General features: G+C 44.9%; 24 protein-coding genes. 14 read left to right on the top strand and 10 right to left on the bottom strand.

The window, feature by feature from the left end; genetic code table 11:
• Window positions 1–94: 94 nt before the first annotated feature.
• Window positions 95–1,093, top strand: a complete 999-nt coding sequence (locus B6A14_RS06725) for a Bug family tripartite tricarboxylate transporter substrate binding protein (protein ID WP_087909728.1) — start codon at window positions 95–97, stop codon at window positions 1,091–1,093.
• Between the two features lie 63 nt (window positions 1,094–1,156).
• Here the strand turns inward: B6A14_RS06725 and B6A14_RS06720 are convergent, their stop codons facing one another.
• The 3 genes from B6A14_RS06720 to B6A14_RS06710 all read right to left on the bottom strand — a co-directional run bounded on the left by B6A14_RS06720 (window position 1,157) and on the right by B6A14_RS06710 (window position 3,433).
• Window positions 1,157–1,552, bottom strand: coding sequence for a c-type cytochrome (locus tag B6A14_RS06720; RefSeq protein ID WP_087909727.1), 396 nt, complete (start codon window positions 1,550–1,552; stop codon window positions 1,157–1,159).
• A 73-nt stretch (window positions 1,553–1,625) separates the two neighbouring features.
• A complete protein-coding gene (modA, locus tag B6A14_RS06715; RefSeq protein ID WP_087909726.1) occupies window positions 1,626–2,381 on the bottom strand; it encodes a molybdate ABC transporter substrate-binding protein in 756 nt (251 codons plus the stop codon).
• A 29-nt stretch (window positions 2,382–2,410) separates the two neighbouring features.
• Complete coding sequence (locus B6A14_RS06710; protein ID WP_087909725.1) at window positions 2,411–3,433, bottom strand: substrate-binding domain-containing protein; 1,023 nt, start codon at window positions 3,431–3,433, stop codon at window positions 2,411–2,413.
• A gap of 126 nt (window positions 3,434–3,559) precedes the next feature.
• Between B6A14_RS06710 and B6A14_RS06705 the strand changes: the two genes are divergently transcribed.
• From B6A14_RS06705 to B6A14_RS06695, 3 genes are all read left to right on the top strand, one after another.
• Entirely contained in the window at window positions 3,560–4,333 is a 774-nt protein-coding gene (locus tag B6A14_RS06705) for a substrate-binding domain-containing protein (protein ID WP_236635721.1), read from the top strand.
• Window positions 4,334–4,407: 74 nt separating this feature from the next.
• Window positions 4,408–5,223, top strand: coding sequence for a substrate-binding domain-containing protein (locus B6A14_RS06700; protein ID WP_087910305.1), 816 nt, complete (start codon window positions 4,408–4,410; stop codon window positions 5,221–5,223).
• An 8-nt stretch (window positions 5,224–5,231) separates the two neighbouring features.
• The gene (locus B6A14_RS06695; protein WP_087909723.1) at window positions 5,232–5,456 is read left to right on the top strand and encodes a TOBE domain-containing protein; all 225 of its coding nucleotides are present in this window, start codon (window positions 5,232–5,234) and stop codon (window positions 5,454–5,456) included.
• A gap of 81 nt (window positions 5,457–5,537) precedes the next feature.
• On the opposite strand, the gene B6A14_RS06690 is transcribed toward B6A14_RS06695, so the two are convergent.
• Window positions 5,538–6,119 carry a hypothetical protein gene (locus B6A14_RS06690; protein WP_087909722.1) on the bottom strand — a complete coding sequence of 194 codons (582 nt, stop codon included), beginning with the start codon at window positions 6,117–6,119 and terminating at the stop codon, window positions 5,538–5,540.
• Window positions 6,120–6,265: 146 nt separating this feature from the next.
• On the opposite strand from B6A14_RS06690, the gene B6A14_RS06685 reads away from it, so the two are divergent.
• From B6A14_RS06685 to selD, 4 genes are all read left to right on the top strand, one after another.
• Complete coding sequence (locus tag B6A14_RS06685; protein ID WP_087910304.1) at window positions 6,266–6,712, top strand: GNAT family N-acetyltransferase; 447 nt, start codon at window positions 6,266–6,268, stop codon at window positions 6,710–6,712.
• A 16-nt stretch (window positions 6,713–6,728) separates the two neighbouring features.
• On the top strand, window positions 6,729–7,157 hold the full coding sequence (locus B6A14_RS06680; protein WP_087909721.1) for a YbgC/FadM family acyl-CoA thioesterase: 429 nt from the start codon (window positions 6,729–6,731) through the stop codon (window positions 7,155–7,157).
• A 111-nt stretch (window positions 7,158–7,268) separates the two neighbouring features.
• The gene (locus B6A14_RS06675) at window positions 7,269–8,555 is read left to right on the top strand and encodes a DEAD/DEAH box helicase (RefSeq protein WP_087909720.1); all 1,287 of its coding nucleotides are present in this window, start codon (window positions 7,269–7,271) and stop codon (window positions 8,553–8,555) included.
• Window positions 8,556–8,579: 24 nt separating this feature from the next.
• Window positions 8,580–9,641: a selenide, water dikinase SelD gene (gene selD / locus B6A14_RS06670; protein ID WP_087909719.1), complete on the top strand. Its 1,062-nt coding sequence runs from the start codon at window positions 8,580–8,582 to the stop codon at window positions 9,639–9,641.
• Here selD and B6A14_RS06665 read toward each other — a convergent pair.
• Entirely contained in the window at window positions 9,627–9,896 is a 270-nt protein-coding gene (locus tag B6A14_RS06665) for a cupin domain-containing protein (protein WP_087909718.1), read from the bottom strand. The two genes, selD and B6A14_RS06665, sit on opposite strands and share 15 nt — an antisense overlap.
• Before the next feature lie 55 nt (window positions 9,897–9,951).
• Between B6A14_RS06665 and B6A14_RS06660 the strand changes: the two genes are divergently transcribed.
• On the top strand, window positions 9,952–10,245 hold the full coding sequence (locus B6A14_RS06660; protein WP_087909717.1) for a DUF1330 domain-containing protein: 294 nt from the start codon (window positions 9,952–9,954) through the stop codon (window positions 10,243–10,245).
• Between the two features lie 61 nt (window positions 10,246–10,306).
• Here B6A14_RS06660 and B6A14_RS06655 read toward each other — a convergent pair whose 3' ends face one another.
• On the bottom strand, window positions 10,307–10,495 hold the full coding sequence (locus tag B6A14_RS06655) for a hypothetical protein (RefSeq protein WP_087909716.1): 189 nt from the start codon (window positions 10,493–10,495) through the stop codon (window positions 10,307–10,309).
• 160 nt (window positions 10,496–10,655) lie between these two features.
• Here B6A14_RS06655 and B6A14_RS06650 point away from each other — a divergent pair, with 160 nt between their 5' ends.
• The 4 genes from B6A14_RS06650 to B6A14_RS06635 all read left to right on the top strand — a co-directional run bounded on the left by B6A14_RS06650 (window position 10,656) and on the right by B6A14_RS06635 (window position 13,842).
• Entirely contained in the window at window positions 10,656–11,630 is a 975-nt protein-coding gene (locus tag B6A14_RS06650) for a Bug family tripartite tricarboxylate transporter substrate binding protein (protein WP_087910303.1), read from the top strand.
• 12 nt (window positions 11,631–11,642) lie between these two features.
• Complete coding sequence (locus tag B6A14_RS06645) at window positions 11,643–13,229, top strand: rhodanese homology domain-containing protein (RefSeq protein ID WP_087909715.1); 1,587 nt, start codon at window positions 11,643–11,645, stop codon at window positions 13,227–13,229.
• 78 nt (window positions 13,230–13,307) lie between these two features.
• Window positions 13,308–13,613 carry a hypothetical protein gene (locus B6A14_RS10215; RefSeq protein ID WP_129560413.1) on the top strand — a complete coding sequence of 102 codons (306 nt, stop codon included), beginning with the start codon at window positions 13,308–13,310 and terminating at the stop codon, window positions 13,611–13,613.
• A 7-nt stretch (window positions 13,614–13,620) separates the two neighbouring features.
• Window positions 13,621–13,842, top strand: a complete 222-nt coding sequence (locus tag B6A14_RS06635; RefSeq protein WP_087910302.1) for a TIGR02450 family Trp-rich protein — start codon at window positions 13,621–13,623, stop codon at window positions 13,840–13,842.
• Between the two features lie 58 nt (window positions 13,843–13,900).
• On the opposite strand, the gene B6A14_RS06630 is transcribed toward B6A14_RS06635, so the two are convergent.
• The gene (locus B6A14_RS06630) at window positions 13,901–14,428 is read right to left on the bottom strand and encodes a hypothetical protein (RefSeq protein ID WP_087909713.1); all 528 of its coding nucleotides are present in this window, start codon (window positions 14,426–14,428) and stop codon (window positions 13,901–13,903) included.
• Between the two features lie 106 nt (window positions 14,429–14,534).
• Here B6A14_RS06630 and B6A14_RS06625 point away from each other — a divergent pair, with 106 nt between their 5' ends.
• Complete coding sequence (locus tag B6A14_RS06625) at window positions 14,535–14,924, top strand: group II truncated hemoglobin (protein ID WP_087909712.1); 390 nt, start codon at window positions 14,535–14,537, stop codon at window positions 14,922–14,924.
• On the opposite strand, the gene B6A14_RS06620 is transcribed toward B6A14_RS06625, so the two are convergent.
• The 3 genes from B6A14_RS06620 to B6A14_RS06610 all read right to left on the bottom strand — a co-directional run bounded on the left by B6A14_RS06620 (window position 14,925) and on the right by B6A14_RS06610 (window position 17,696).
• Window positions 14,925–15,881, bottom strand: coding sequence for a Bug family tripartite tricarboxylate transporter substrate binding protein (locus B6A14_RS06620; protein ID WP_236635683.1), 957 nt, complete (start codon window positions 15,879–15,881; stop codon window positions 14,925–14,927).
• An 81-nt stretch (window positions 15,882–15,962) separates the two neighbouring features.
• Entirely contained in the window at window positions 15,963–17,180 is a 1,218-nt protein-coding gene (locus B6A14_RS06615) for a BaiN/RdsA family NAD(P)/FAD-dependent oxidoreductase (protein WP_087909710.1), read from the bottom strand.
• A gap of 3 nt (window positions 17,181–17,183) precedes the next feature.
• The gene (locus B6A14_RS06610) at window positions 17,184–17,696 is read right to left on the bottom strand and encodes a hypothetical protein (RefSeq protein WP_087909709.1); all 513 of its coding nucleotides are present in this window, start codon (window positions 17,694–17,696) and stop codon (window positions 17,184–17,186) included.
• Window positions 17,697–17,719 lie beyond the last annotated feature (23 nt).

The following is a 17,719-nucleotide window of genomic DNA, read 5'->3' as shown; positions in this document are numbered from 1 at the left end:
TAATTAGTCAAATCTATCATTCCTTGATCTAGCACAGGAAGCCTAATTTTGGTCATAATACAAACTCGTATTCCAAACCTAAATTAAAAAAGATATGAGACAACTAATTCAAAAATCCCTTTTTATTGCACTTTGCACCACTGCCATTTTAGGCAATGCCTCAGCACAAACAGATGCAGCAAGCAAGAACTACCCGGACAAGCAAGTTCGACTGGTGATTCCCTTTCCTCCGGGAGGCGCAACTGATGTGATTGGTCGCATCATGGCGCAAGAGTTGTCCAAGTCACTAGGTCAGCAAGTACTACCCGATAACCGCTCAGGAGATAGCGGCAATATTGGCGCGGATATGGTGGCTAAGTCACCTGCAGATGGTTACACCTTATTAATGGGTGCCCTCACATCACATGCGATTAATACCAACCTTAACAAAGATGGCATTAAATACAACTTAGAAAAAGATTTCACGCCTGTAGGTGTCGTTGGTGTTGTGCCGCTAGTGTTTGTAGTGAACCCTTCTGTTCCCGTGAAGAATATGAAGGAATTTATTGCTTATGCCAAAGCCAATCCAGGCAAACTCACCTTTGCATCTTCGGGCGCAGGCGCACCACAACGCCTAGCAATGGAAATGTTCCGCGCGCAATTAGGCTTGGATCTCTTGCATGTGCCCTATAAAGGTAGTGGCCCTGCTATGACAGACCTGGTAGGCGGTCAGGTGCTAACGATGTCCGAGACTGTTCCGGCGGCACTGCAATTTATTCAAGCTGGCCAACTAAGAGCATTAGCAGTAACCACTGCTAAACGTATTAGTCAGTTACCTGATGTGCCAACTATTACCGAAGCTACTGGCTTACCCAACTTTGATGTTGTGAGTATGTTTGGAATCCTCGCTCCCGCAGGCACTCCAAAACCGATTATTGACAAACTCAATAACGATATCAAAGTGATTTTGCAGCGCCCCGATGTACAAGAGCGCATGTTAGCTGCTGGCGTATATGTGAACTACCTTACCCCAGCTGATTCAGCAAAGCGAATTCAAAGGGAATTGAATATGTGGGCTAAAGTAATTAAGGATGCTGGCATTAAAGCAGACTAAGCCATTGAATATTCAGCGCTAGGAGCACTTCTTAGCGCTGAATGCACTGATCGCTCTGCTGTCTTACTTCTTATTTAATCCTGCTTTGCGAGCCTCAACTTCTTTATTGATAGCTGCAATGGTTTGCGCATTCGGTGACTTCCAGTTACCACCTGAGTTATTCACCATATAAACTAAAGCATCAGCAAATCCTTCGATACTTAAATTAGGATTACCGCCTTTAGCAGGCATAGATCGCACCCCAACATAACCATGTGCCGTCAGTATTACTTGCCCCTCAGCAATAAGTGGCGCCCACTTTGCTTTATCTCCAAGCTTAGGTGCATTCAGAACGCCAGCCCCATGGCAGCTTGCACAAACTTGCTTGTACGTATTTTCGCCAGACTGGGCATGGGCAGATCCAACAAGAAAAATACCCAAGAAGCTAGATAGCAGAAATACAGTGGACTTTAGTTTCATGTAGAGGCCCTCTTAAACAATTGAATACATAAGACTGTAGCCTAAATTGAGAAAAAGGGCTCAAAAGGAAAAATTACGGGGTGCTGTAACCGTACTTCTGCAGAATCAATTTTGCTTGAGGGCTTTGCATAAACTGATAAAGGCTTACCGCCTCTCGAGGAGCGCCCTTGATTAAAACCATTCTCTGCTTAATGGGCTCATATAAATTACCGTCAGGAAGAATATAGCTTGTCTCTTTGGCTATTTCTGCAGACCTTGCTAAGGATAGCGCGGTAAAGCCCAAATCAGCCGCACCTGTTACTACGTACATCGTTGCAATACCAACATTATCTGCATAGATCAATTTATCTTTAGCAATATTCCATAGCCCTTCTGCCTTTAGATACTCCACAGCAGCCCTTCCATACGGTGCTAGCTCAGGCTTAGCGATGGCAATCTTATTGGCTTTATTAATTGCCTTGATCAGATCAGCCTTGCTATCCAATAATCGGATTCCAGTAGAGTTTTTGGAGATGATCGCCAACTTACCAATAGCGTATACAAGACCATCATCGATTGTCTTACCCTGTTTATAAAGCTCAAGCGGAAAATATTCATCAGCAGATACGAATAACTTGAATGGGGCGCCATTCATAATCTGCGCTGAAAAATTGCCTGATGAGCCATACACAATCCTAGGTTCAGAATTACCTGCGGCCTTGTAGGCTAGACTGATTTCGCTAAACGCATCCTTCATATTGGCTGCAACCGCCACGGTTGTCGTTTGTGCCCATGCAAGATTTGCACAGAAAAATAAAGGGGCAAGTAAATACTGGAGACGGAATTTCATAGCAAAACTATTCTAGCCCTGCTATGAATTTATAGCCAGCCTTCAATCTGGCGGTTGAGACTAACTGCTTTATAGCCCGGCGTCTCACCAGAGTAACTCCGAATCTTCCGAATCAATTTTGAAGCATCGGACTGAGAAACCATATCCCTATGCATGGCGATAAAGAAAATTTCATCCTTCAAAGGCACAAATCCCAAGCCATTCTCCATGGCGACATTTTTAACTCCGACCCCTACATCTGCTTTACTTGCCAAGATGGCATTCGCTACTGCAGAGTGAGTGAACTCCTCATGTAAATAACCATTAATGTCAGAAGGCTCGATTCCCTCCTCCATGAGCAGCGTATCCAAGAGCAGTCTAGTGCCAGAACCAATTTGTCGATTAATAAAGCGCACCTTTCGGTCCACCAAATCATCTATTGAACGTATCCTTAGAGGGTTGCCTTTTTTAACAATCAGCCCCTGCGTGCGCTTCATCACAGGATAGATTTGTATTTCACTTTTCGATAATCGACGATGAATAGCTTGTGAACTTTTTTCATCTGAGACATGGTAGCCAGCAATATGCGCTTCATTGTTCAATAGCTTTTCTAGAGATTCTCCTGACCCAGCAATTTTTAAATCAAAACCTTTAACTTCTGTCACTGCTCTTTGAATGATCGAATCGCTACTCGATAAAAATTTCCATCGAGCGCTTTCTGATTTTTCAATTTTTTTAATTTCTTTTAACAATGCATCCTGATAAGCATTGCCGCTCTCATGATGATTGGCTTGCATCTCATCAATAAACTGAATGAAGAAAGTTCCAAATTCAGTCAGGATTGATCCGTGCCCCTTAGTCCTGACAATCAGCGGCATGCCCAAGCTGGCTTCAACTTGATTTAATTTCCCCCAGGCGCCTCTATAAGAGATGCCAGATTTTTTACTGGCAACTACTAAAGAGCTGCCACGCCCTATGTCCTTAAGGAGGCGCGCAAGCCAAATCAAGTCTATAGAGCCCCTACCCTCAGCCCGGGATTGAACAACTAGCGTAGGACGGATCTCAATTTGCATATGTAATTTTTTGCATATTCAATAAGTATTAATGTATGCGATCATGTCGTTTTAATCAACTACTTTTTGAATCCTATGAAAAAGCTAATCTCAAATCTATTTTTTGGCACCTTGGTAACAGTCTTGATGGGCAGTTCTCAGGTGTATGCCCAAGAAAAAACTATTGTGGTGTCCTCCACCACCTCCACTGAACAGAGCGGCCTCTTTAACTTCATCCTGCCTATTTTTAAGATGAAAACGGGGATTGATGCCAAAGTCGTTGCAGTAGGCACTGGTCAGGCTCTCGATATTGGACGTCGTGGCGATGCCGATGTTGTGTTTGTTCATGACAAGGCTGCTGAAGAAAAGTTTGTTGAGGACGGATTCTCCACAAAACGCTATGAAGTGATGTACAACGATTTTGTCCTCATCGGACCTAAAACAGATCCTGCAAAAGTAGGTGGCGGCAAAGATATTCAAGTAGCACTTCAAAAGATTGCCGCCGCTCAAGCACCATTCGTATCGCGTGGCGATAAGAGTGGCACACATGCTGCTGAACTGCGTTACTGGAAAGGCGCTGGCATCGCTATCGCTCCTGGCACTGCTTGGTACAAAGAAACAGGTTCAGGTATGGGCCCTGCCCTCAACACTGCTTCTGCTATGAATGGCTATATCTTGGCCGATCGTGGAACTTGGATTAGCTTTAAGAACCGTGGCGATTTAATGATCCTAGTGCAAGGCGACCCTAAGCTGTTTAATCAATATGGTGTGATGCTGGTCAACCCAGCTAAGTTTCCTAGCGTGAAGAAAGCTCAAGGACAAGAGTTTATTGACTGGTTGATCTCTAAAAATGGTCAAGAAGTAATTGCCAGCTACAAGATTGATGGCGAACAACTCTTCTTCCCAAATGCTAAGAAATAATTGGATAGCTAAATAAAATGATCTCTTCACGATTATGGAAATATCTGCTAACTAGCATTATTGCTAGCGTAGCGATGCAAACCACAATGGCACAAACCAACCCACTCAAATCCGAAGCTATTTATGGGCAAGGAAATAAAAGTTTCAAGCTAGCTACAGGTAGCCCAGGTGAGCTTGGCCTCTTGCAAGCACTCGGCGAAGCCTTTGATAAAAAAGAAGGTGCTCGTCTTATTTGGATTAAGGCTGGTAGCGGAGCGTCACTGAATCTCCTAAAGACCCAACAAGTCGATATGATCATGGTGCACGCTCCTGAGGCAGTGAATAAAGCAATTGCCGAGGGTTGGGCCACCGATCGCACATTAATTGGCTCCAACGAGTTTTATATCGTCGGCCCTAAAAATGATCCGGCTAATATCAAGAGTGCCACGAGTGGAGCAGATTCCTACTCTAAGATAGCTAAAGCTCAGGCTAAGTTTATTTCTAGGGGTGACAAATCAGGCACCCACCAAAAAGAAATGGATATCTGGAAGAAGGCAGGCATTACACCTGAGGGTAATTGGTACATCATTACCAATGACTTCATGACTGCCTCTCTCAAGAGAGCGAATGCGGAGAATGCTTATTTCATGTCTGACAGCAGTACGTGGGTGGCAGAAAAAGATGTGGCGCCTAATTTGCAGATTCTTTATAGGGGCGATAAGTTTCTAGTGAATACCTATGATGCGCTTGCGGCCCCTGCTGGTAAAACTTCAGATCGAGATATTGCAGTCAAATTCATTCAATTTGTCGCCTCAGATGAGGGCCAGGCCATTATTCGCAACTACGGAAAGTCTCAGCACAAAGAGTCTCTTTATAATGATGCGGCATATGCCAAGCAGTACGTTTATTAGGAGAAATCATGGAACTTAAAGTCAAACTTAGCGCACGCAATACCCTGAGCGGGAAAGTTGTTGAACTCAAGATGGGTCAAACCACTTCACACGTTAAGTTGGATATTGGTGGCGGCCATATTGTTACCGCTTCCATTACCAATGAAGCTGTGGATGAATTAAATCTCAAAGTTGGTGATCAAGCCTGGGCAGTCATTAAGGCATCCGATGTCATGGTTGCTAAAAGCGCTTAAGTAGTCAAGATTTACGATAAGAAAAAGCCCGCATCTGCGGGCTTTTTTACTAGCTTCTGGCGCTGTGCCAGAGATGCTGTATTACTTCTTAGGTGTTACAAAGCCAATGGCTGTATCGTCCACAAACTCAACGATTACGTCATCACCAGCTTTGAATTTCTCAAGACCGAGAACTGCTGGATCAACTTTAACCTTTTGCTTCTCACCACTTGGCATTGTGAAAGTAACGATACGTGTTTTTGTATCGATAGTTGAAATCTTCACAGTTGCATAGATAGTGTCAGTTATTTCTTCAAATGGCTTAGCAGAACCTTTGCCTGCTACTGTTACAGAACGCACACCAGAAACACCAGGCTTAGCATCTTTAGCAGCAGCTGTTAAACCAACGGCAATCGCTTGCGCATGCTCAACCACAAAAATATCGCCCTTCTTTACTTTATCTAGATCATTGACTGATTTAGCGACATTCATTTGCGCTGTATTACCGTTTGCATCTTTTAATACAACGATGCGCTTTTTCACATCAACAGAATCAACAGTTGCAGTCAGTACAACAACTTCGGCTGCCAATGGCAACATTTTTGCAGGCGCCTGAGCAAAAGCAGAAGCTGCAAAAGCTAAGCCCGCTGCAGCGAATAAACCAGCAAGTAACGATTTTTTCAAGATAACTCCTAAACAAGTAAGTAGGTTGGATTGAGCCCTAATTTGGACCACAAATCATTGTAACCATGACCTATGTAGTTTCCTGTGCATATTTGGTAAATTAAACCTATACCCCTACTAAAACTGACTATTAATTGCCAAACCCTTTGAATACCCTAGAAATTCTGATCAAACCCTGGCAGGTAGCCTCCCAAGAGGCCTACCTCATTCGAGAGAAGGTATTTATCCAAGAACAGGGTGTCCCTGAGAATATGGAGCTAGACGAGCATGACTCTTTAGCAAGGCATGCTTTGGCCTACCAAGATGGTCTCTGTGTAGGTACAGGGCGATTGGTGAGCTTAGACAATCATCATGCACAAATTGGGCGCATGGCAGTCTTAAGTGCTTATCGCAATCAACATATTGGCGCAGCGATTTTGGGCAGCTTAATTACTCTGGCTAAAGCAGAAGGAGTCTTAACCCTGGTGCTGCACTCCCAAATCTCTGCAGCGCCCTTTTATGCAAAGTTCGGCTTTATAGCCGAGGGGCCCATCTACGACGAAGCAGGAATTGCCCATCGTAATATGATTCTCTTATTAGAAAAAACCATTTAACTATCACCCACCTCTTATGACTACAAGCCACTCTGCATTTCCATACGTTCATCGTGTGTGCTACTCCGATACTGATGCCGCTGGCTTTGTTTACCATGGCCGCTACCTCGAAATCTTTGAACGCAGTCGCGCAGAATGGTTGGCGCAGCGTGATCTCAGCCCCAGTAAGCTCATCAATGACTTTGGCATCTTGCTGCCAGTGAGAGAGCTATCAATGCACTTTTATAAGCCTGGACGTTTAGATGATCTTTTATACATTGATCAAGTCATTGAGCATCGGGGTCGCACGCAGGTAGTAGTCAAACAAAATGCGCAGAGAAAAATTCAGAATGGCGATGAGCAAGAAATGCAAGTAATCGCCAGTGCCACACTACATATTGTTTGTGTTGACACCACTACCCTGAAGCCCAAGGCCTTACCAGATTGGCTCTTTTTAGCCAATTAGCCTAGATGACTTAAAATAGGGTTCTTACTGCAAACGCTCTAGCGTGGCAGCTCACCCCATTGACCGGGATAGTCGTTTAATTGAATACGGGTCAATACTTTATTGGCCCCTATGTTATTTACAGACCTCGGATTATCCGAACCTATTCTTCGTGCTATTGCTGAGGAAGGCTATACCAGCCCCACCCCAATTCAGGCGAAATCGATTCCTGCAGTGCTGAAAGGCGGAGATCTTCTCGCCGCAGCACAAACCGGCACTGGCAAAACTGCCGGATTTACCCTCCCCATTTTGCAGCGCCTTAGCACTACAAAACCAAGCTCAGGCAAACGCCTCTTACGTGTACTCATTCTGACTCCTACTCGTGAACTAGCAGCCCAAGTTCAAGAGTCAGTTGTCACCTATGGCAAATACACAGGCCTGAAGTCCACCGTCATTTTTGGTGGTGTTGGTGCCAATCCACAAATTAAAGCCATCGCTGGTGGTCTCGATATTTTGGTTGCTACGCCAGGACGCTTGCTTGATTTGATGTCACAAAAATGCGTCTCACTCAACGATATTGAAATTCTCGTTTTAGATGAAGCTGATCGCATGCTCGATATGGGCTTCTTACGAGACATCAAAAAGATTTTGGCTGCCTTACCTAAGCAACGTCAGAACCTCCTGTTTTCAGCCACCTTCTCAACTGAGATTAAAGCACTCGCAGATGGTCTCTTAAATTCACCGGCACTGATTGAGGTAGCCCGCAGCAATAGTGCTAACGAAGCGATTGCTCAGCTGATTCATCCGGTAGATCGGACTAAAAAGCACCCGCTATTAGCCCATTTGATTCAATCGAATGACTGGAAACAAGTGTTAGTTTTCACTCGCACCAAGCATGGCGCCAACAAGCTGGTAACTCAATTGGAAAAAGATGGCATCACTAGTATGGCCATTCATGGAAATAAGAGTCAAACAGCGCGAACAAAAGCATTAGCTGATTTCAAGGCGGGTAAGTTAACCGCATTAGTAGCAACCGATATTGCAGCACGTGGTATTGATATTGATCAGCTGCCCCATGTAGTGAACTATGACTTGCCAAACGTATCTGAAGATTATGTCCATCGTATTGGAAGGACTGGGCGTGCAGGATCGAATGGTGTTGCTGTGTCTTTAGTCTGTATTGATGAGTATCAAATGCTCAGAGATATCGAAAAGTTGATTAAGCAAAAATTACCGCAAGAGGTTATCGCAGGGTTTGAACCTGATCCCAATGCAGTCGCTCAACCTATTCAGCTGCGCAGTCAACAGCACCAGCAATCCAGAAAGCCTAAAGCTGCTACTGGTGGAGCAGGTCGAGCGCCAGCCAAGAAAGCTCCAGCAAAGCGCTCTAGCCCACCCAAGAGAAGCTTCAATCGGTAGAACTCCTTCGGATAAAATATTTTCATGACTCAAGATATTCAAACTACTGAGCCGCGTCTCACATCCCTCTCTCATGGTGGTGGCTGTGGCTGCAAGATTGCGCCTGGCGTTCTTTCTGAAATTCTCAAGAACGTTCCGCAACTACCACTCCCTAAAGAATTACTTATCGGAATTGAGACTTCTGATGATGCGGCTGTTTATCAAATCAATGAGTCTCAAGCGATCGTCGCAACAACCGATTTCTTCATGCCGATTGTGGATGACCCGTTTGACTTCGGCAAGATTGCTGCGACTAACGCAATTAGTGATATTTATGCAATGGGTGGTACACCTTTGTTTGCCCTGGCCTTAGTTGGAATGCCCATTAAGGTTTTATCCAATAAAACAATCGCTCGCATTTTGGAGGGTGGTGCTGAAGCCTGCCGTAGCGCGGGAATTCCGATTGCGGGAGGCCACACGATTGATTCTGTTGAACCGATTTATGGTTTAGTTGCTATTGGCTTGGTGGACCCGAAGCGCGTTAAGAGTAACGCGAGCGCAAAGCCTGGTGACGTGTTGATACTAGGTAAGCCACTTGGCGTAGGCATTCTTTCTGCCGCCCTGAAAAAAGATGTCCTGGGTCCAGATGGTTATCGCGAAATGATTTCTAACACTACTAAGCTCAATGCTGCAGGTCCAGACTTAGCAAAGCTTGCTGGCGTTCATGCATTAACAGATGTCACTGGATTTGGATTGGCGGGTCATACTCTGGAGCTCGCCAGAGGATCAAACTGCACTGCCCATATTGACTGGAGCCAAGTTCCCCTGCTATCTAATGTTCAGACACTAGCGGATGATGGTGTTATTACTGGCGCATCAGATCGCAATTGGCAAAGCTATGGATCTGATGTTGGCATTCCGGCAAACTTCACACCAGCGCAGCTGGCCTTATTAACTGATCCACAAACGAGTGGTGGTCTCCTCGTTTCTTGCGCCCCTGAATGTGTTCAAGAAGTTCTTGATATCTTTAATCAACATCACTTCTTGGGTGCACGTGTCATTGGTCAGATGAGCAAAAGACAAGATAAACCTTTAGTAGTTTCTTGAGGCTAAATAGGTCACTCCAGTAGGCCCGTAGCTCTCTGAATGAGGCTCTTCAAACTCAAGCTCAAAGACATCTCCAACGGAGTATGTTTTGCGATTACCTTGGATTGCAATCTCGATACTTCCATCAATCACTAAAGCTTTAACCGCGAATGGATGAGTGTGCTCACCTAGTGAGCCATTGGGAATTTGCTTGACTTCAACAGGATCGGGATAGCCCTCCTGCTGCAAGATCTGAATAAACTCTGCCCTGTTCATTCCACAACTATATCTTAGATATACACTTCTCTTATTGATCACTAAAAGAGAATATATGACAGCAAAAGTAATTGGGCTAATGGAATTGACAGATCAAAAAGCCTTTGAACTATATCGCAGCAAAGTTGGTCAAACGGTTGAGCTTTATAAGGGCAGTATTCAAAACCGTGGTACTGTTACCGAGGTATTTTGGAATGAATTAAATTGCACTAGATTTGATGCGTTCGTAGAGCTTACTTTTCCAAACCAAGAAGCTGCAAAAGCTTGGGCTCATAGTCCTGAGTATCAAGCTTTGGTTGCGATACGCAATAATGCAATGAAGTTGACGCTCTTTGCGGTAGCCATTTGAAGCTAATAAGAAAAAAGCCTAGCTGATGAAGGCTAGGCTTGCGGATGAATGTGCTTGAGAATTACTTCTTAGCTTCCATTGCCTCTTTTGTAGCGGTAATTTCTTTGCGACGCTCTTTGCATGCGCCGGCGATTTCTTGTAAGGCCTTACGAGCACGTGCTGCAGATGCCTTAATACCTTTTTCAATGAATTTTTCGTTTTCAGCTTTGTATGTTTCAAAAGCAGCCAACAATGTATCGTGTTGTGACATCTTGTCTCCCGTTATCAAATAAATATTCCTACCTACAACGGAGTCAGTATATCCCCATAAAAACAGCGGGAAATGGCCTTTTTTATCAGGGATAACGCTTAGAAACGGCACTTAGGCCAAAATGATTCAATTACAAAAATACATCACGGAGATATTCAAAATGCTCAAAAAAGTCCTGCTTTTGCTGATTACTAGCGCCCTATCACTAGCGGCAAGCGCCCAGACCACCTCCTGGCCGTCTCCTAGCAAACCAATTACCTTCATAAACCCCTTCCCTCCAGGCGGGGCTGTAGATGCTTTTGGGCGCCCCTTGGCCAAGCAGCTCTCAACCCAATTAAATGACTCCATCGTGGTCGATAACCGCGGCGGCGCTGGTGGCACCGTTGGCGCTGCAGCTGCAGCAAAAATGGCACCCGATGGCTACACCTGGCTTCTTGGTGCGGTGCATCACTCTATTGCCCCGAGCATGTATGTCAACTTGCCTTATGACATCACCAAAGATTTTGAACCGATCGCCATCATTGGTAGCGTTCCCCACGTCATCGTTGTAAACCCAACAAAGTTTCCGAAGAATGATTTGAAATCAATCATGGAAGAAATTCGTAAAAATCCAGGTAAATATAACTACGCTTCTACTGGTAATGGCACCTCACAGCATTTAGCAGGCGAGCTGTTCAAGATGCAGAACAAATTATTTATCACCCACATTCCCTATCGCGGTACTGGTCCTGCATTACAAGACTTAGTAGCGGGCCAAGTCGATATGATGTTTGATACTTTGGCAGGTGCGGCGCCTTTCATCAAAAGCGGTCAACTCATTGCCGTTGCGGTAGCTAGCAATAAACGTAGCGAAGCCTTCCCGAATGTACCAACTGCTCAGGAGTTAGGCATCTCCGGCTTCATCGTTTCTAGCTGGTATGCGATGTGGGCAATCAAAGGAACACCTAAAGACATCGTTGAAAAAATGAGCAATGAAGTTCAGATCGCCCTAGCTTCGCCCGAAATCAAAGAGCGCTGGGCAGGAATGGGAGCAAGCGTTCCGAAAATGACTCGTCCTGAGCTAACGGCTTATATCAATCAAGAAATCGTACGCTGGAGTGAGGTTGTTAAAAAATCTGGTGCAAAACTGGATTAACCAAGAAAAGATATGAGCATTCCAACTAAACACTATGCGTTTATCCGCAACAAGCTCCTCAATGAAGAAGAGATTGCTTTTTTAGATGTGCGTGAGGAAGACCCTCATGCACAAGAACATCCTTTGTTTGCCGCTAATGTTCCTCTCTCCCGCATTGAGATTGATGCTTATGCCAAGCTACCTAGAAAGAATGTTCCTATCGTTACCCTCGATGATGGCGAAGGTGATGCCACCCTTGCAGCACAGCGATTAATTGCGCTTGGCTATACCGATGTATCTGTGTTCGAAGGTGGAGTTCAGGGCTGGAAAGTTGCTGGTGGAGAATTATTCCGAGATGTCAACGTACCTAGCAAGTCTTTTGGAGAGCTAGTGGAATCTAAGCGTCACACCCCATCTCTATCAGCCCAAGAGGTTAAAAAACTCTTAGATGATCAAGAGGATGTTGTAGTGGTAGATGTACGTCGCTTTGATGAATACAACACGATGAGTATCCCAAGTGGCATTAGTGTTCCAGGTGCAGAGTTGGTATTGCGTGTTCCCGAGCTAGCACCTAATCCAAAAACCAAGATCATTGTGAACTGCGCCGGTAGAACTCGAAGTATTATTGGCACCCAGTCATTAATTAATGCCGGCATTCCGAATGAAGTCAATGCGCTACGGAATGGCACGATTGGTTGGACTCTTGCCGGACAAGAATTGGACAAGGGCCAGAGCCGTAAATTTAAAGAAGTGAGCGAGAGCACGGCAAGCGAAGCATCAGATCGTGCTCGTAGTGTTGCCGATAGAGCAAACGTGAAACGCGCTAGTCTTGCTGAAATCGAAAAATGGAAATCTCAAACAGAGCGCACTACGTATTTCTTTGACACACGGACACCTGAAGAGTATGAAGCTGGACATCTTCCCGGCTTTCGTTCTGTGCCTGGCGGTCAGCTTGTGCAAGAAACGGAGATGGTCGCACCAGTGCGTGGTGCACGCATTGTCTTAGCAGACCCGAGTAGTAGCGTCAGAGCCAATATGCCAGCTTCTTGGTTGGCACAGATGGCATGGGATGTTTATGTAGTTGATGGCATTCAGAGTTCTGATCTTACCGAGAAAGGAATCTGGAAAACTCCATTGCCTTCACTTCCCCAGGTGCAATTTGTGGATGCTGCCACTGTCTCTCAGTGGCTAAAGTCTGATAGCAATACGATTGCCGTGGATTTCAGTACCCACGCTAATTATGTGAAGGGTCATATTCCAGGTAGCTGGTATGCATTGCGCTCACAATTAGCTGATGCAATCAAACAGATTCCGCAAGTAGATCGCTATGTACTCACTAGCACTCCAACTGAATTAAGCATTTTTGTTGCGCAAGAGTTTCAATCTCTTACCAAGGCTGAAGTATTGGTATTGGAAGGTGGCAATGCCGCCTGGACTGCTGCCGGTCTTGTCCTCGAGAAAGGCCCTAGTCACTTAGCCTCCCCACCACTAGACCGCTATAAGAGGCCTTATGAGGGCACTAGCGTTGATCCTGCAGCAATGCAGGCTTACCTAGATTGGGAGTTTGGCTTAGTCGAGCAACTGGGCAAGGATGGAACCCATCATTTCTGGGTTTTGTAGTCATTCGCGTAGGCTGCGATAGTTTTCAGAAATTTTGCATGTCGGGCGCAGATTTACAATATTGGCTATGCTAGGTACATGTATCAACAACTGATTCGACTTAGCATCCTGACTCTCGCTCTTCTGGGCTTAATAGCCTGCGAGCGTGAAACTTATACGAGCTGGAGTTGCAACTCAGCTACGGAGATGAAAATTTCTATGGTGCTTAGAAAAGCGCAGATGGAATTTAAAGATCTTCGTCTGGACTATTGCGGCAGCCTGGGTAATCAAAGCTACTTTGATGAAAAATGTCCGCCAGTGATCCAAAATTCAAGTCATATTTTTACTCCTTCCTCTGGTGAACTCATTACCAGAGAAGGGGGCTACCAATGCAATGCACTCTAAAACAGCGATGAATCCACTGAGCCCCAAGAAGCTATTGCTGACAAAATGGACAGCGGTTAAACCCATTGCTAAACAGAAGCATTTTTTGGTCAGCAAAGTTATCCTTCCAGAGCCACCAAACGAAAAAATTGAGTTTGTTGAAATTGAGGCGGTCTATACAAAGCAGGTTTCGCTAATTGCCTGGCGCGACCTCACTAATAGCGAGCTATGGATACAGGGCTGGCAATAAAAAACCGCCCCAATATTTGAGGCGGTTTTGACTGTTGATAAAGTACTGCGTTAGCTCATTAGTCAGACTTTTTCTTTGAACCCGAAGATTTCTTAACCATATCGTCAATATTCTTTTCAGCAGCATCTGCAACTTCATTTACGATACGACGACCTTCTTTGAACATCTTCTGTCCAGTGGTGGACATCTCATGAACCACTTTTGATAACTTATCTGCCTGTGCAGGCATTTTGTTTTCAGCGTCTTCAAGCCAGGTTACTAAAGAAGCGCGAACTTTCTCTAGATGCTTTTCTGTCTCATCTGCAGCGCTATCACCGAGATCCTTTAAAACAGATTTCACTTTCTTCTGATAAGTGGCTGCGCGTTTAGCAGCCTCTTTAGCAGCCTCTTCCTGCAAGTCTTTTAGCTTTGCCAAATCATTCTTAGCAGCTGACTTAGCGCTCTCCAAGGCATTTTTCATGCCCCACTCCATCTCTGCAAGATGATGCTCGCTGAGCTTCTTCGCAGCCTCTAATAGCGTATGCGAGTAATCAAACATTTCTTTAGCTTTTTCACGTTGCCATTTTTGCAATTCTTTTGCATCCATTTTTGAGCTCCTATCAATAAGGGTTTTTGAAAGTCTTCACTTCAACTCTATACCGAAATTAGCAAACTGCCAATTTCCCCCTAATTTAAGGCATTAAAATGACAATATGACAGAAAGACAGACAATTTATGAGGCAATCGGTGGCATCGATCGAGTCGATGAGATCGTCGACCGCTTCTACGATTTAATGGCTCTAGAGCCTGATTTTTCTGATTTGAGGGCTATGCACCCTAAAGATCTTTCCAGCTCTCGAGAAAAGCTGAAGCTCTTCCTAACCGGTTGGATGGGTGGCCCAGATGTTTATTCACCCAAATATGGCCACCCCATGCTGAGAGCCAGACATCTCCCCTTTAAGATCGGCTTAAATGAACGAAATCAGTGGCTAGCTTGTATGTATCAAGCACTTCAAGAATGTGGCATTGAGGGTAATGTCGCTAAGCAGTTAGAAGAGTCGCTCTTTAATACTGCTGACTGGATGAGAAATCAGGCTAATTAGTTAATCTAATTTAGCGCCAGCCTGCTTCACTACTTTTGCCCAGCGTGGCATTTCTGCAGTTAGAAATTTCGTAAACTGATCTGCGTTGAGATAGGCTGGATCAGCTCCCTGCTCAATCATTTTCTTTTGTATATCGGGAGACTCTAGCGTCTCTTTAAAAGCTTGACTTAATTTCATTGTGACATCTGCTGGCGTGCCTTTGGGCGCCAAAATTCCATAAAACCCAACCACCTCTAAATTAGCGACACCTGTTTCAATCACGGTTGGAGTATTTGGTAATGCAGGATTGCGTTTGGCACTAGTAACCGCCAGCGCCTTTACCTTGCCTTGTTTGGCATAGTTTGCAGCTTGAGGAACTGACTCTGCCATAAATTGAACATGCCCAGCAATTAAGTCTGTGAATGCTGGCGCGCTTCCCTTGAATGGGATATGCACCATGAAAATACCAGTTTCACTTTTTAGCATCTCGGGAACAAGATGAGAGATCCCGCCATTACCAGCCGAACCGTAGTTGAGTTTTCCAGGATTGGCTTTAGCGTAAGCAACAAATTCTTTTAAAGAATTGGCAGTCACATCTTTATTCACAATCAAAGCCAAAGGCTGTTGCGCAGTTCTGGCAATCGGCTGAAAATCTCTGAGAGTGTCGTATGGCGCCTTAGTATAGATGGCTGGATTAATCACCATTGTTCCAGTATTGGCCAACAGAAGTGTGTACCCATCTGGTGGAGACTGCGCTACAAATTGTGCGCCGACCGTACCACCAGCCCCAGCCTTGTAATCCACAATGACGGTTTGCCCTAAAGCAGATTGCAAGCGCTCAACTAAAAGACGAAGATGAGCGTCTAATGGACCACCCGCTGGGAAGCCAATAATAATTTTGATGGGTTTATCAGGATAGGCAGCCTGCGCATGAAAGGTCATTGCCAGCATAACGCTGAGCAGCAGTGTCTGGATCATTTTTACAGGCTTAAGCATAGAGTTCAGATATTAAATTTTCTTAGATACACTTTACATTAGGCCTACTAAAGAAATAGCAACTTATAGCGCTTGGGCACAGACAAAACCACTGGCCCAAGCCCATTGAAAGTTATGCCCACCCAAGTGGCCAGTAACATCAACACACTCACCGATAAAAAATAGCCCCGGATGTGCACGTGACATCATGGTCTGACCATCCAGATCTTTAGTATCTACACCACCTAACATGACCTCGGCCTTTTTCCAGCCCAAAGTCCCAGCAGGCTTCACGGACCAATTGGTGAGTAACTCCTTCAGGGCTTGACGATCTTTCTTGGATACCTCAGCCCATTTGCGACCACCGAGATTTCTTTGCTCAGCAAAGGCTTTGGCTAAGCGCTGCGGCAAAACAGAAGACAGTATGGTCTCAGCAAGTTTTAAACGATTGTCATCATCATTAAATAACGCATCACAATTAAATCCACCCTCCACCTCAATGGCACCGAGCCAATCAATATGAATCGGTTCACCCTCAACCCAATAGCTACTTGCCTGCAAAACCGCTGGACCCGATAAGCCCTTATGGGTCAAGAGCAAGTCTTCATTAAATCGGCAGGCGCCATAACGATGGCCTTTTGAGCCCGAGGCAATTCTGACGGGAACGCTTAGGCCAGCTAGATCATTCAGATTGCCGAAGGTATCTGCAGTAAAGGATAGCGGCACCAATGCAGGTCTTGGGTCTACTACCTCAAGCCCAAATTGTTTTGCGATGTCCAATGAGTAAGCAGTAGCGCCAATTGCTGGAACCGGCAAACCACCTGTAGCCATCACCACTGCCTTAGTTTTTTCAATTCCCGCATTGGTATGGACATTCCAGCCAGTTGCATCTTGGGCAATAGACTCAACCGAAACGGGATTACGGATACTGACCTTACCCTTAGCGCACTCTGACATCAGCATCTCAATAATTTGCTTGGCAGAGTCATCACAAAAGAGTTGCCCCTGATGCTTTTCGTGATAAGCAATGCCGTAGGTGCTCACTAGCTTGATAAATTCTGTTGATGAATATTTAGCAAGCGCACTTTTGACAAAATGGGGATTTAAAGAAAGAAAATTTGCCGGACTACTGTGTACATTAGTAAAGTTACAGCGACCACCGCCACTAATGCGGATCTTCTCACCCAATACTGGAGCATGATCAAGAACTAATACTTTTTTTCCTAGTTGACCTGCTACCCCGGCACAAAACAAGCCGGCTGCTCCTCCGCCAATGATGACGGCATCCCATGTCTTAGTCATGCTCTATTTAAAACGATCAATGATTTCAGAAGAAATATTGAGTTTTTCCATGTGATGCTTGGTATAGGCTTGCCGAAAGTTTTTTGTCATGGAGATCATGACCGAGGCAGTCCAGGCAAAAGCAAACATACCAGAGAAGGCAATAATGACAGCCAACATTTTCCAGCCTTCAGGCAGGATATCTTCCATGAACCCCATAGCGGTATAAGTGCTGCCGCTAAATAAAATACTTTGACCTAAGGCCGGGACTAGTTTGAAAGCATACAGAGCAATACCCCAAATAATAATTTCAGCGATATGCGTTAAGAATAAACAAAAAATGCTGATGTAGAAACTAAGACTAACTTCTGAATACTTCTTTTCAGCCAAATACAAAAAAGATTTGACTTCGTATCGTTTGGCAATTTGCAGCAGTACAAGGCCATGAAAAATCATCACCAGCAATAGCATGACAGCACCTAGTAAGTAGCTGGGTAAATCTAGAGAGGAGGCGATGCTGGCGTCTTGTGGAGTCATGATTAGGCTTTAGCGTATTTTAC

Origin of the sequence: Polynucleobacter hirudinilacicola (assembly GCF_002192535.1) — a bacterium.
In the GTDB taxonomy this organism is placed as follows: Bacteria; Pseudomonadota; Gammaproteobacteria; order Burkholderiales; family Burkholderiaceae; genus Polynucleobacter; species Polynucleobacter hirudinilacicola.
The sequence above is the reverse complement of the archived record's forward strand: the minus strand, read 5'-3'. Positions and strand labels throughout refer to the sequence as shown.

Excerpts from the sequence above, each read along its gene's own strand:
- B6A14_RS06725 (WP_087909728.1), top strand. The coding sequence starts at position 95 with ATGAGACAACTAATTCAAAAATCCCTTTTTATTGCACTTTGCACCACT.
- B6A14_RS06720 (WP_087909727.1), bottom strand. The coding sequence starts at position 1,552 with ATGAAACTAAAGTCCACTGTATTTCTGCTATCTAGCTTCTTGGGTATT.
- modA (WP_087909726.1), bottom strand. The coding sequence starts at position 2,381 with ATGAAATTCCGTCTCCAGTATTTACTTGCCCCTTTATTTTTCTGTGCA.
- B6A14_RS06710 (WP_087909725.1), bottom strand. The coding sequence starts at position 3,433 with ATGCAAATTGAGATCCGTCCTACGCTAGTTGTTCAATCCCGGGCTGAG.
- B6A14_RS06705 (WP_236635721.1), top strand. The coding sequence starts at position 3,560 with ATGGGCAGTTCTCAGGTGTATGCCCAAGAAAAAACTATTGTGGTGTCC.
- B6A14_RS06700 (WP_087910305.1), top strand. The coding sequence starts at position 4,408 with ATGCAAACCACAATGGCACAAACCAACCCACTCAAATCCGAAGCTATT.
- B6A14_RS06695 (WP_087909723.1), top strand. The coding sequence starts at position 5,232 with ATGGAACTTAAAGTCAAACTTAGCGCACGCAATACCCTGAGCGGGAAA.
- B6A14_RS06680 (WP_087909721.1), top strand. The coding sequence starts at position 6,729 with ATGACTACAAGCCACTCTGCATTTCCATACGTTCATCGTGTGTGCTAC.
- B6A14_RS06675 (WP_087909720.1), top strand. The coding sequence starts at position 7,269 with ATGTTATTTACAGACCTCGGATTATCCGAACCTATTCTTCGTGCTATT.
- selD (WP_087909719.1), top strand. The coding sequence starts at position 8,580 with ATGACTCAAGATATTCAAACTACTGAGCCGCGTCTCACATCCCTCTCT.
- B6A14_RS06665 (WP_087909718.1), bottom strand. The coding sequence starts at position 9,896 with ATGAACAGGGCAGAGTTTATTCAGATCTTGCAGCAGGAGGGCTATCCC.
- B6A14_RS06660 (WP_087909717.1), top strand. The coding sequence starts at position 9,952 with ATGACAGCAAAAGTAATTGGGCTAATGGAATTGACAGATCAAAAAGCC.
- B6A14_RS06655 (WP_087909716.1), bottom strand. The coding sequence starts at position 10,495 with ATGTCACAACACGATACATTGTTGGCTGCTTTTGAAACATACAAAGCT.
- B6A14_RS06650 (WP_087910303.1), top strand. The coding sequence starts at position 10,656 with ATGCTCAAAAAAGTCCTGCTTTTGCTGATTACTAGCGCCCTATCACTA.
- B6A14_RS06645 (WP_087909715.1), top strand. The coding sequence starts at position 11,643 with ATGAGCATTCCAACTAAACACTATGCGTTTATCCGCAACAAGCTCCTC.
- B6A14_RS10215 (WP_129560413.1), top strand. The coding sequence starts at position 13,308 with ATGTATCAACAACTGATTCGACTTAGCATCCTGACTCTCGCTCTTCTG.
- B6A14_RS06635 (WP_087910302.1), top strand. The coding sequence starts at position 13,621 with ATGAATCCACTGAGCCCCAAGAAGCTATTGCTGACAAAATGGACAGCG.
- B6A14_RS06630 (WP_087909713.1), bottom strand. The coding sequence starts at position 14,428 with ATGGATGCAAAAGAATTGCAAAAATGGCAACGTGAAAAAGCTAAAGAA.
- B6A14_RS06625 (WP_087909712.1), top strand. The coding sequence starts at position 14,535 with ATGACAGAAAGACAGACAATTTATGAGGCAATCGGTGGCATCGATCGA.
- B6A14_RS06620 (WP_236635683.1), bottom strand. The coding sequence starts at position 15,881 with ATGATCCAGACACTGCTGCTCAGCGTTATGCTGGCAATGACCTTTCAT.
- B6A14_RS06615 (WP_087909710.1), bottom strand. The coding sequence starts at position 17,180 with ATGACTAAGACATGGGATGCCGTCATCATTGGCGGAGGAGCAGCCGGC.
- B6A14_RS06610 (WP_087909709.1), bottom strand. The coding sequence starts at position 17,696 with ATGACTCCACAAGACGCCAGCATCGCCTCCTCTCTAGATTTACCCAGC.